9 protein-coding genes and 1 pseudogene are annotated in these 12434 nt (G+C 71.3%); 6 read left to right on the forward strand and 4 right to left on the reverse strand.

Annotation, left to right across the window (positions count from 1 at the left end):
* Positions 1–60: 60 nt before the first annotated feature.
* From ABZY11_RS13650 to ABZY11_RS13665, 4 genes are all read right to left on the reverse strand, one after another.
* Entirely contained in the window at positions 61–2196 is a 2136-nt protein-coding gene (locus tag ABZY11_RS13650; RefSeq protein WP_356479292.1) for an ATP-binding protein, read from the reverse strand.
* A complete protein-coding gene (locus tag ABZY11_RS13655) occupies positions 2193–2897 on the reverse strand; it encodes a DUF4255 domain-containing protein (RefSeq protein WP_356479293.1) in 705 nt (234 codons plus the stop codon). The genes ABZY11_RS13650 and ABZY11_RS13655 overlap by 4 nt, the downstream gene beginning before the upstream one ends.
* Positions 2894–6046, reverse strand: a complete 3153-nt coding sequence (locus ABZY11_RS13660) for a hypothetical protein (protein ID WP_356479294.1) — start codon at positions 6044–6046, stop codon at positions 2894–2896. Before ABZY11_RS13660 ends, ABZY11_RS13655 begins: the two co-directional genes overlap by 4 nt.
* A gap of 230 nt (positions 6047–6276) precedes the next feature.
* On the reverse strand, positions 6277–6987 hold the full coding sequence (locus ABZY11_RS13665) for a LuxR C-terminal-related transcriptional regulator (RefSeq protein ID WP_356479295.1): 711 nt from the start codon (positions 6985–6987) through the stop codon (positions 6277–6279).
* Positions 6988–7209: 222 nt separating this feature from the next.
* Here ABZY11_RS13665 and ABZY11_RS13670 point away from each other — a divergent pair, with 222 nt between their 5' ends.
* From ABZY11_RS13670 to ABZY11_RS13695, 6 genes and pseudogenes are all read left to right on the forward strand, one after another.
* Positions 7210–8526, forward strand: a complete 1317-nt coding sequence (locus ABZY11_RS13670; RefSeq protein ID WP_356479296.1) for a hydrolytic protein — start codon at positions 7210–7212, stop codon at positions 8524–8526.
* A 472-nt stretch (positions 8527–8998) separates the two neighbouring features.
* Entirely contained in the window at positions 8999–10528 is a 1530-nt protein-coding gene (locus ABZY11_RS13675) for a phage tail sheath family protein (protein WP_356479297.1), read from the forward strand.
* A 39-nt stretch (positions 10529–10567) separates the two neighbouring features.
* Positions 10568–11008 carry a phage tail protein gene (locus ABZY11_RS13680; protein ID WP_114242518.1) on the forward strand — a complete coding sequence of 147 codons (441 nt, stop codon included), beginning with the start codon at positions 10568–10570 and terminating at the stop codon, positions 11006–11008.
* Complete coding sequence (locus tag ABZY11_RS13685) at positions 11005–11505, forward strand: hypothetical protein (protein ID WP_356479298.1); 501 nt, start codon at positions 11005–11007, stop codon at positions 11503–11505. The genes ABZY11_RS13680 and ABZY11_RS13685 overlap by 4 nt, the downstream gene beginning before the upstream one ends.
* On the forward strand, positions 11502–11660 hold the full coding sequence (locus tag ABZY11_RS13690; protein ID WP_176729256.1) for a DUF6760 family protein: 159 nt from the start codon (positions 11502–11504) through the stop codon (positions 11658–11660). The genes ABZY11_RS13685 and ABZY11_RS13690 overlap by 4 nt, the downstream gene beginning before the upstream one ends.
* A 4-nt stretch (positions 11661–11664) precedes the next feature.
* Positions 11665–12434: pseudogene (locus ABZY11_RS13695) on the forward strand (hypothetical protein); the annotation flags it as partial.

Raw genomic sequence — 12434 nt, forward strand, 5'->3', positions numbered from 1 at the left:
GCGTTGCCGGCGACGACCGGTTCGCGGATCACCGCCGTCACCTCGGAGCGGCCGGTGAGGCTATCCGTTTCCGTCCCCCCGGGTACGGTCCAGCCAAGTGCCGAATTCGTTCTCCCGGACCAGTCGGCCGAGTTTGCGGTACTCCTGGATCACGGCCGAGACGATCTGCTCCATACCGAGCGGCCTGCCCGATTCCGCGGCCAGATAGGCGGCGGTCACCGCGCAGGCGCGGATCGACCCTCCCGCCAGCTCGAAGCGGCCCGCGCAGAACTCCAGATCGAGTCCGGCCTCGCGGGGGATCGCCGTCCCGAGACAGCGGTCCCACAGGGCCAGTCGCTGCCGGGCGTCCGGCATGGGGAACTCCGCGATCACATCGAGGCGCCGGGTGAAGGCCTCGTCGAGATTGCCCCGCAGATTGGTGGTGAGCACCGCGATCCCGTCGAAGGACTCCATCCGTTGCAGCAGATAGGCCGACTCCACGTTGGCGTGGCGGTCGTGCGCGTCCTTGACCTGCGAACGCTTCCCGAAAATGGCGTCCGCCTCGTCGAACAGCAGGATGCCGTTGACGTCGGACGCCTCGACGAAGATCCTTTCGAGGTTCTTCTCGGTCTCACCGACGTACTTGTCGACCACGGTGGACAGATCCACGACGTAGAGCTCCATGCCGAGCTCCGACGCCACCACCTCGGCGGACATGGTCTTGCCGGTGCCGGACACACCCGCGAACAACGCGATGACACCGCGCCCCCGGCCGCCACCCGGCCGCATCCGCCATTGCCCGAGCACCTGCTCACGGTGGCGTGCGCGCAGGGCGAGTTCGGTCAGCTCCCGGCGGGTCGCGGCGGGCAGCACGAGGTCGTCCCAGCCGACCGCCGGTTCGATGCGGCGGGCGAGCCGTTCCAGCCCCGCTCCGTTCTGTGCCCGGACCGCCGTGCGCAGGTCCTGCGCGTCGACCGGACGATCCTCCAGGACGGCCAGCCGGGAGGCGACCGCGGCGGCCTTGCGCACCTGTTCGGAGTCGAGCCGATAGGAGGCGGTGGCCTCGATGAGCCCCTCGTGGGCCGACATGCTCCCGGCGGGCAGCCCGACGGACGTGCCGGCCTCCGTCAGCGCCCGTCGCCACTGCCGCGCCACGCCCTCGGGGCCGGGCGGCAGGACCTGGACCGGAACCGGACTCTCGTCGGCCCACAGGGGGTCCCAGTGCTTCTTCCCGTACGCGATCAGGGGAGCACCGCTGACCGCCGCGCAGAGGACCCCGAGCAGCCGGGCTCTCTCGGGCCGCTCGGGGGCGAGCGCTTCGAGCGGTCCGAGGACGACCCCGCCGCCGCTCAGCCGGGCCTCGGCCGCCAGGGTCCGTACGACTTCCGCCGGTTCGGGCAGGGCGGCGAGACCCGCGATGTCGACCACCAGCGGACGACGCCCGGCGGCGAGCAGCGCCTCGACCGCCAGCCTGCCGGGGTCGCCGCCCCGGTCGAGCAGATGCACCAGACCGCAGCCCGTGCCCAGTGCCGCCGCGACCCGCAGGACATCCGGTCCGGTGCCGGGCCCCTCCTCGGGCGCGACCGCACGGACGAGGCCGCGCAGCCTCCCGTCGATCCCGTCGTTGCCGAGCAGGTATCCGGCGATCCGGTCCGGCACCCGCAGCACCCGCGAGAGCAGCGGGCGGTCCGCCTCCAGGACCTCCAGCAGTCCGCCCACGACCAGCGGGGCGGACGGCGAGAACCGGAAGCGGCCGGAGCTCGCGGCGGGCAGTCCGCAGAGTTCCAGCGCCAGGCCGATGGTGGGCCTGCGCCGGGTGAGGTCGTCGTTGAGATAGCCGTAGAGCCGTTCGAACCGGGTGTCGATGTCCGGGGCCAACGCGACGAGCAGGAGGTCGATGTCCAGCGGTGCCAGGCCGAAGTCCTCGGCGAGCCGCCGGATCCGGCTCCCCGGCGGCGGCTCGGGCACAGGCTCGCAGCCGTACGCCGGTACGGGCGCGAACGCGTCGCGGGACTCCACGATCCGTGCGGCCGCCTCGGGGGTGAGGTACTGCCCCCGGTACGGATCGTCCGGTTGCGGGTCGGCGGCCCGCCGGACCGCCACGGCGTCCCGGACCCGCTGCTCGACGTGGACCAGCCGCTCCCAGAGCTCCTCGACGGCCCCGGGCGGGGAGCCGGCCGGTTCGTGGACGGCACGGGTGCCTTGTGCCGTGGTCATCGAGCCCCGCCCCCGCGCCTGCGTCGACCGGGCGGCAACTGCCGTTCCCGCTGCGCGGCGAAGCCCTGCCCGCCGGGGTCGGACGCCCCGTCGTAGCGCAGCCGCCGCCCCGGTTCCGTACTGTCGCCGTCCCGGGCGGGCACGGACTTCACCACCAGACCCTCGGTGACCGGCGGGCCCGCGGACGTCCGTTCACCGGCCAACGGTGCCCACACCCGCAGGTCGATCGCGGCCTTGAGCTCACCGCCGAGCGCGGACCAGACGTCCGAGGCGGACGGCCCGTCGGTGCCCGGCCCCGCCGCCTCGATCTCCACGGTCAGCCCGAGCTCGGCGAGACTGCCCGTGTGCATCCGGGCGGGCAGCACATCCGACCGTACGAGGCAGCGCAACACCTCGGAGAGCAGGCGGTGTTCGTCCTGCGGGCGATTGGTCCAGGCGGTCACCAGATACGTCAGCTCGAACCAGCGCGGCGGGGTCCGCCGGCCGATGACCACTCCTTCGTCGTCGTGCTCCTCGGCCGTGCCGGTACGGCGGCGGCCCGCGTCCTCGCGTATGCGGTGGAGGAAGACACTGATCGTGGGGGCGTTGCGCCGGGCGGACCAGTCCTTCGTCGGCGCGTCGAAGACCAGGTCGACGCCGCTCTCCTGGAGGCCGGCGTCGACCAGCAACAGCCGCAGCCCCTCGTCCACTTCGTGGATCATCGGCGCCCCACCTCGTCCGGCGGGACGACGGTGCCGCCGACCACCAGGAACGGTGTGGTGACCGGGCCGAATCCCGGTCCCCTGGCGGTGATCGTGCGCGGTCCCGTCTGGTCCTTCGCCAGGATCAGCAACTGCGCGATGAACGTTCCGTCCCGGCGCGGGAGGGTACGCGGTGCGCTCGCGGTGATCCCGGGCTTCCAGGTGAGCTTCACCGGTGCTCCGGGCGGGAAGTCCTTGCCCCGCACGGAGGTGACGAACCCTGGTTTGCCGACGGCGGGCACCGCGACGATCCGGGGCCGGAGGATGCGCAGCGGCTTCCTGGAGACGTTGTCGCGCATGTCGGCGTCGGTACCGGTCGTGGTCAGTGTGCCGGTGATGGTCGTCCTCAGCGCCCGGTCCGGCCTGAGCACGACACGGACCACCGTGGAGGCGCCCGGTGCCAGGTCGGGCAGTGTGCACACACCGGCGGCGCAGCCCGGCGGAAGCGTACCCGCCGGGATCCGCGCGGGCAGTCCGAGCCTCAGCCGCAGGCCGGTGGCGAGCGCGTTCCGGCCGTTGCGCACGGTGTACGTCACCACCACCCGGCCGCCGACGTAGCCGGGGCTGGGCTGTGCCCGCACCGTGACGCCGGGCCCCGCCTCGGGTTCGGGCGGCACGGGGGCCGGAGGCCGGGGCGGCGTCGGGGACGGGGTGGGCGTCGGGGCCGGAGGCACGTCCTGGACCGGGACGACCGTCCCGCTGGCGTTGTCCGTGGGGTTCGGGTCGACCACGGCTCCGGTGACCGACCAGCCGATCCGCTGGTCTCCCGCCGTCACACCGGTCAGCCGGGCGGTGATCTCCACGCCGGCCCCGGGTTCGAGCACGCCCAGATCGCACTGGGGCGACCCGGCGGCACAGGGCCCGGCCGGGGTGGTGAGCTCGTCCAGGCGTACGCCGGGCGGGGCGTCGACGGTGAACACGGTGCCGGGCGAGGGCGCGGGGCCGCGATTGGTGACGGTGACCGTCACCGAGACGGAGGAATCGACCTCCACCGCGGGTCCGGCGGGCGGTGCGGTCAGGGACAGGTCGACCGACTGCTGGAAGGCGGGTTCCTTCTGCCGCCCGGTGAGTCTGTCGCCGAACGACGTCAGTTCGCCGGAGGAGAGGTCGAGTACGGAGAGCTGTTCCGGGGAGTTCGGTGCGAGCGCTCTGCGTGAGCTCAGCACCAGCCGTCCCGCGTCCGGTGACCACGCCACGTCGCGGGGCTGGAAGGGCCCGGTCCGTGAGGTGTCGGGGATCTCCTGACGGCACGCGTCGGGGTTGTCCCGCTGGACGGAGGGCAGTACGACCCGGCACTCGCCGCCGGTCAGTGAGGTCACGACGATGCCCGTGCGCTCGTTGACCCGGCCGCCGCCGTCCTTGCGGTTGAAGGCGAGTGTGCTGCCGTCGGGGGAGAAGGCGGGGCTGTCGTCGATCTTCTTGCATTCACCGGGGCAGATGGTGACGCTGAGGTCCCGCTGTCGGTCGAGCGCCGCCACCGGCACGGTCCACACATGCTTGATGCCGCCGAGGCCCCGGATCACATGGTTGCGGGTGAAGGCGAGGGTGGTTCCGTCCGACGACCAGGTCGGCTGCGCGTCACCACCCGCCAACTGCCCTTCCGGCGGAACCACCTTGCCCACGATCGCCCCTGTGGCGACGTCCGCGATGAGAATGCTGCTCGGCCCCGGCTGCCCGTCGACCCTGCCGGGCGAGGTCCTGGTGAACGCCAGCTTGGTGCCGTCCGGCGAGAACGTGGGGTCGGTGTCCCAGTCGAGGGGGCCGCGTCCGGCGAGCGGCATCGCCGCCGCGTTCGAGCCGTCGGCGTCGGCCAGCCAGATCCGTTCGACGCGCTCCTTCTCCGGGCCCTCGAAGCGGGTCACGACGATGCGCCTGCCGTCCGGGGTGTAGTTCTGCCGCTCGGTCCACGGGTCGTAGCCCGCCGCCGGGTTGAACAGCGGGTCCTTGGCGGGGTCGGTGTTCGTACTGGCCTCCGGGTCCTCCTCCAGGATGGTGCGCCCGAGGTCCCGGGGGTCCGAACCGTCCTGCCTGACGTCCTGGAGCGTCACTTCCTTCGCCTCGCGGGGGGTCCGTCGGGTCACGACGACGTTCCCGGAGTCCGCGGGCCCGATCCAGGTGGGCGATTCGACCGCACGGTCCTCGCCGAGCGTCAGGCCCGGCTCGGCCCCGTCGAAGGCGGTCGTCCGGTAGACGTGGTCGTAGTCCTTGCACCCGCAGGTCGTGTCCGGGCTGAGGAGGACCAGGCCGTTTCCGTCCGGCAGCCAGGCGGCCGACCGGGTGCGCCACCCGGCCTGGACACCGGCCAGCAGGGGACGGTCGGTTCCGATGCCCTCGGTCACCCGGAGCCGGGGTCCCGTCGTCTCGTCCGTGGTGAGGGTGTACGCGACAAGAGCGCGGTGGGAGTCGTCGTCCACCGGGTTCCACTCCGGCTCGGTCGCGTCGCCGGGCGGACCGTCACTGATCACCCTCGCCGCGCCGCCGGCCACGGCCCGTTCGTAGATCAGCCCGCTCCGCCCGGGACCGGAGTCACAGGAGTACGCGATCCGCGAGCCGTCCGGGGAGAACGTCGGGGAGGTCTCGTTGTTGGGGGTGTCCGTCAGCCGCCGCAGGCCGGAGCCGTCGATCCCGACAGTCCACAGTTCACGCTGGACCACATCACCCGGCCCCCGCTCCGCGGAGTCGAACACCACCGTCCGTCCGTCCGGGGAGAGTTCGGGGTGAGCGGCGTCGCGGCCGGTGGTGAGTTTGCGCACCGCTCCGCCCGCATCGCGCACGTACACCTGTGGTCGCACGTCGTCCCGCAGGCTGGTGAAGACCAGCACCTCGCCGCGTGCGAAGGGATCCTGGTCGTAGTGGGCCGGTCCGGGACCGAACAGCGGGGCGCTGGTGCCCGTGTCCGAGGGGGATACCCGGCCGAGGCTGCGGTGTTCGGTACCGGCGTAGGCGATGCGTCCGGCATCCGCCGGGGCGTCGTCCGCCGCCGTGGCGAGCCTCGGCGCACCCTGCGGGGCGGCCGCGGAACCCGCCACCAGCAGCGGCGCCAACAGCACCACGGCGCCTGTCAGTCGGCCCAGCCGGGTATGCCTCGCCGGGCCAGCAGTGCCGGTCACGGCCCACCTCACAGTCGTGTCGATGACTCTCCATGACAAGCATCGTGTTCGCGCGGGGCCGAAGACAGGTCCGGAGTACCCGGAGCGGGGGAAGGAGCTGTTGCCCTTTGCGGCGCCCTCCCGGCCGCTCGCCCTCCCGGCCCCCTGCCGGGCCGCACCGGCCACGAACACCGGCGCGCCCCCGCGCGGCGACGTCCTCACGCCGTCCGCACGGGGGCCCGTGGCGGGACTCAGATGAGCCCGTGTCGCATGGCGTAGCCGACGGCGTGGGCCCGGTTGCGCAGTTCGAGCCGTGTCGCCACCTCGTGCAGCACGTTCTTGACGGTGCGTTCGGAGTACGAGGTCTTCTGCGCGATCTCCGCGGTGCCGTAGCCCTCGGACACCAGCCTGATCATCTCCGCCTCCCGTGTCGTGAGGGTGGAGAGCGAGAGTCCCCGGGGGTCGAGGACGGTGCGCTGGAGGCTGCTGACATGGGTGAGGAGCTTTCCGAGCAGGTCGCCCGGCAGCACCCCTTCGCCGTTCGCCATCGCCGTCACCAGGTGGAGGAGGCTGTCCTGGTCGGCCTCCCCGCGCCTCAGCACCGCGGCGACCCCGCACTCGATCATGGTCTGGAGCGCACCCGATTCGAAGAAACCGACGACGAGTCCGGTGCGGGTCGCGGTGTTGCGCTGGAGACGATGCAGCAACTGGACGGTGCGATCGTCCACCATGTCCACCACTACCAGGGAGACTTGGGCCCGGTCCGCCTCGGACTCCGCTATCAGCTCTATCTCGGGCCGTGGGCGTAATTGGTGGACCACACCGGTCCGCAGGATCAGGTCCTCCGCGTACACCGCCACGGAGACCCTGCCCCCGGGAGTCTCATGGGTGCTGCCCTCGGCGGAGTGCTCCGATGCGGCGGTCCTGCGGTACTGGCCGCGCTCCGCTGCTCTGCTCTTCATGTCTGCTGTCGTCGTCATTCTTCTACGTGCCTGTCTTCCTCAGGTGCTTCCGTCCGATACGCCTGTTTCCGTTCTCGACCGCGTCGGCCGCCGGCACGGCGACCGGGCCCGGGGAGGGCTCGCCGGGGCATCGTGCCGCTGTGCCGCCGGGGCACCACCACTGCCCGATCGTTGCCCTCGCGTCTCTGCTGCGCGGTGGCAGGTGCGGCTTAACGTCGCATCGTGACCACATCTGCCGAACTCGAAACACCCACGGTGACGGTGTCGCCCGGCGCCGAAGCGACGACGACCCTGACCGTGCGCAACGACGGCGACATCGTCGAGGCGTACACGCTCGAAGTGGTCGGCGACTGCGCCGCCTGGAGCACCGTCGAGCCGGCGCGGGTCTCCCTCTACCCGGGCACCTCCGAGGTGGTGACCGTACGGCTCGCGCCGCCGCGGTCCCACGAGGTTCGGGCCGGCGAGATACCCCTGGGTGTCCGCGTTCTGCCCGCGGAGCACCCCGAGTCGGTGGCGGTCCCCGAGGCCACGGTGGTCGTCGGGCCCTTCCACGAGCTCCGGGCGGAGCTCGACCCGGGCCGACGCTCCGGCTGGCTGGGTGCCCGCTTCCGGACCTCGGTGCAGAACAGGGGGAACACCGCTGTCGATGTCGCCCTCACCGGCAAGCAGCCCGGGGAGGAACTCCGCCTGGCCTTCACCCCGGGCCAACGGCGCCTGGAACCGGGGGAGTCCGCAGAGATGGGCCTGCGGGTACGGGCCCGGAAGCTGATCTGGTTCGGCAAGCCGGTTACTTGGCCGTTCGAGGTCGAGGCCGCCCGGAGCAACGAACGGGACGCCGGCAGCGAGCAGTCCGGCAGGCCGGAGGCGCTGCCCGGCGAGTTCGCGCAACTGCCGGTACTGCCCAGGTGGCTGCTGATCGTCCTGGCCGCACTGCTCGCGCTGCTGCTCGCGTGGTTCGCGCTGGTCCGGCCCGCGGTGCGGAGCACCGCGAAGCAGGCGGCGAACGAGGCCGCGCAGGAAAAGACGCCCCGCGACGAGCAACAGGGTGGGGCGACGGAGGGTGGCACCGGCGGCCAGGAGAAGAACCAGGACCAGGGCAACGGCGAGGGCAAGCCGAACACGTCCGGAGGCTCCGGTTCGGGCGGCTCCAGCTCGGGAACGGGCGGGGGGACCGGGGGTACCCAGCAGAGCTCGGCGACGATCGATGTGCAGACCGGGTCCGGGGCCGAGAAGAAGGGCACGTACCGGGTTCCGGAGGGGAAGGTATTCGGAATCACGGACATCGTGGTGGCGAACTTCCAGGGCGACGAAGGCGTACTGACCATCTCCTTCGGGGAGCGGAAGATCACCACCATCGCTCTGGAGACCTTTCGCAACCAGGACTATCACTGGGTCACCCCCATCCAGATTCAGGAGAACGACACGGTCACCGCGTCCGTCACCTGCGCCAAACCTGGCACACCGGCGACCGGAACTCAGGCTTCCGAATGCCATCAGGTACTCAATGTCAGCGGTGTGCTGAGCGATCTCGCACCGTAGAAACAAAGCGCCTGGCCTCCTGCTTCCTCCACCGGGGACGAGAACAGCAGAAATTCCGAACGAGGGAAACCCGGCTTGCCGGTGTTTGGCAATTTCCTTCCCCTGCGCACATTGGAGTTCCGGTCACAGGTCCCTCGGGGGGCATCGGAAGCGTCGGGTGATCCGGATTCGGCCACCGGCCCCACGACGGGCTGGTCGGGGCCTGCGAATTCTGGCTGATTTCCGTCAAGTTCCCTGCCTGTGAACCGTGGACACCTTCCGTGAATCCGGTGTCCACCTTGCCGTCACACGGCCGAACCGCGAAATGCGGCGACCGCCGGGGACCGGTCCGCAAAGGGAAGCATTTCCTGCCCCGCGGGTGCCTGCGAAGGGCAGCACCCTTGCCCCGTTCCCAGGACTTTGAGACCTACTGCCCGCCACGGCCGCCGAGGAAGACTCGGCAGCGAACGAATGACCACGCGAAGGAGCGAGTATGCCGTCGTACCTCACCCCGGGTGTTTACGTGGAGGAGGTGCAGTCCGGAGCGCGGCCCATCGAGGGAGTCGGCACCGCGGTCGCAGCCTTCGTCGGTTTCGCGGAGTCCGGCCCCTTCCACCAGCCGACGCTGGTGACCAACTGGGACCAGTACGTCCAGACCTTCGGCACCTTCACCGCCGACACGTACCTGACCCCCGCGGTCTACGGCTACTTCGCCAACGGCGGCGGCGCGGCCTACATCGTGCGCATCGGCGGCCCCGCGCAGGACCCGGCGCAAAAGCCCGCGGCCGGGACGGTCCCGCCCGCCGCCATCGGAGGCTTCCTGGTCTCCGCACGGCCCGGTACGAGCGGAGACGTCTCCGTCGAGGTCACCGACGCCGAGGGCGAGAACCCTCCGGAGGACCGGTTCCGGCTGCTGGTGCGGCAGGCCGGCAAGGTGGTGGAGACCTACGACGTCTCCACCCGCAAGAACGTCAAGGGCTATCTCGTCGCCCAGGTCCGCCAGTCGAAGCTCATCGAGGTAACCGAGCAGCCCGGCGCGGCCCAGACCCGCCCCGAGAACCAGAGCCTCCCCCTCGCGCCCGCCGCTGCCGCCCCCGGAGCCGGCGTCGCACGGATCGACCCGGCCGAGTACGTCGGCGACGCCGCCGCCCGCACGGGGTTCGCGGGACTCGAAGCGATCGACGAGATCACCATGGTCGCCGTTCCGGACCTGATGAGCGCCCACCAGCGCGGGGACATCGACGCCGAGGGCGTCAAGGCCGTTCAGCTGGCGGTGATTTCGCACTGTGAGCAGATGGGCGACCGGGTCGCCGTGCTCGACACCCCGCCGGGCATGAACGCCCAGCGCGTCCGTACCTGGCGCAACGACGACGCCGGATTCGACTCGCGCTACGCGACCGTGTACTACCCGTGGCTCAAGGTCTTCGACCCGGCGACCGGCCAGAACTCCCTGGTGCCGCCGAGCGGTCATGTCGCCGGCGTCTGGGCGCGCAGCGACGGTGAGCGCGGTGTGCACAAGGCCCCCGCCAACGAGGTCATCCGCGGCGCGCTGGACCTGGAGATCCGCCTCAGCAAGGGCGAACAGGACCTGCTCAATCCGATCGGCGTCAACTGCGTGCGCGCCTTCCCCGGGCGCGGCATCCGGATCTGGGGCGCGCGCACCCTCTCGTCCGACCCGGCCTGGCGCTACCTCAATGTACGCCGCCTCTTCAACTACCTGGAGGAGTCGATCCTCCTGGGCACCCAGTGGGTGGTGTTCGAGCCGAACGACGACCGCCTGTGGTCGAGCATCCGGCGCAACGTCACCGCCTTCCTCACCGAGGAGTGGCGCCGGGGCGCCCTCTTCGGCCGCACGGCCGAGGAAGCGTTCTACGTCAAGTGCGACCGCGACAACAACCCGCAGGAGTCGATCGACCTCGGTCAGGTCGTGTGCGAGATCGGGGTGGCTCCGGTGAAGCCCGCGGAGTTCGTGGTCTTCCGCCTCGCGCAGTTCTCCGACAGCACCAGCCTCGTCAACGAGTGACCCGTTCGGGTCCGCAAACGGAACAGGTGACACAGAGTCATGGCAGAGGGCGACGCTCTTTCCACCCACGTCTTCGGCGTGCAGCTCGGCGGCTATCTCGTCGAGTCGATCCAGGAGATCAGCGGCATGACCGTCGAGGAGGAAGTCGTCGAGGTCCGTCAAGTGACCGCCGAGGGCAAGCAGATCATCCGCAAGCAGCCCGGCGCCCGTCAGGCGGGCGAGGTGACGATCACCCGCGGACTCGACAAGAGCAGCGAGTTCACCAACTGGATCAAGGAGACGCTCAACAACGGGGCGGTCGACACCGCGCGCCAGAACCTGACCATCGAGATCAAGGACTCGAAGGGTGAGACGGTCCGGCGCATCCAGCTGATGCAGGGGTGGGCCAGCAAGTGGGAGGGGCCGTCACTGAAGGCCGGCGAGTCCAGCGCCGCCACCGAGACGGTCACCATCACCTTCGAGGAGATCGTGGTCGAATGAGGCGCAGGACCGTTACGTCGGGTGGGCTCGACGAAGTCCTCGACAGCCTCGTCTCCGCCCCGCCCGCCGCCCACGAGGAGGCTCCCGCACCGTCCTCGATCCGGGACCGGGAGCGTGACCAGCAGGAGCTGCGCACGGAGTTCGACTTCGAGCTCCCGCGCGGTTATGTCGACGACGAGGGCCAGGTCCACCGGCGCGGCTCGATGCGGCTCGCGACGGCACGGGACGAGCTGCGCCCGCAGATCGACCTGCGGGTGAAGGAGAACCCGGCATACATGTCCGTGGTGTTGCTGAGTCAGGTGATCACTCAGCTCGGCACCATCACCGATGTGCATGCCGGGGTCGTCGAGCGGATGTACGCCACGGATGTGGCGTTCCTCCAGGACTTCTACCGCCGGATCAACAGCGAGGGCCACACGCACGCCGCGGTGACCTGTCCGCTGTGCCACGGATCGTTCGAGGTGGACCTCTCGGGTGGGCGCCTGGGGGAATCGTGACGTACGCGCTTCCCCGACTGCGGGAGGAGATCGCGTACGTCGCCTACCACTTCCACTGGCAGCGAGAGGACATTCTCGACCTCACCCACGCCGAGCGTCAGGAGTGGGTGCGGGAGATAGCGCGGATCAACACCCGCGTCAACGAAGGCGGGTGATCGTGTGGGTTTCGGAAACTGGTTCCGCCGAGGGGACCGGCAGCCGCCCGGAGCGTCCTCCCGGGACGGGGCCGAGGCCGGAGCCGGCACCGGGCACGGTCCGGAGCCGGAAGTCGGCCGGAGCGACGGCGGAGCCGATCAGCGGAACGACGGCTGGGACGGCGGCTGGGACGGCGGCTGGCGGCAGGTCGCGCCGCCGGCGGTGACCGTCGCCCGGTCCTCGATCGGGGTGAGCGACGGCCTGCGATTCAGGTCCGGTCTCGCCTCGTGGCAGAACCTCGCGTTCGCGGGCGAACTCGGCCATGCCGTGCTGCCGTCCGCGCCGGTGGGCCTCATCCACGGCGTCGCCCGTCCGGGCGGTCCGCGGTCCGCGGATCCCGGTGGACCGCTGCTGCTGCGTGCCGCCCGGACCGGCCCGGACGGGGAAGCGGAACCTGCGGCGGGCCCGACACCTGCCACGGCGGGTAACGCGCCCGACAGGGGCAGGGTCGGCGGGCAGCCGTCCCCCGCGACCGTCCAGCGGTCGAGCGGTACAAAGTCCCCTCGCTCCTCCGGGAACGGGGCACCGGGGCGGCGTGTCGGCGGGGACGGCGCAACCACCCCGGAAGCCACGGGAGGGGTGGCCCGAGCGAAGCACACGGAGCCGGCCGCGGTGCCGGCACCGGCGTCGGGACCGGTTTCGCGGCCGGCCGCCGCGCCTGCGTCGCAGCGTCCCGCGAACACCGCACCACCGGCACCGGTTTCGCTCCAGCGCGCCCGGCCCGCCGCGGTACG

Source organism: Streptomyces sp. NPDC006510, from assembly GCF_040611955.1.
GTDB lineage: Bacteria > Actinomycetota > Actinomycetes > Streptomycetales > Streptomycetaceae > Streptomyces.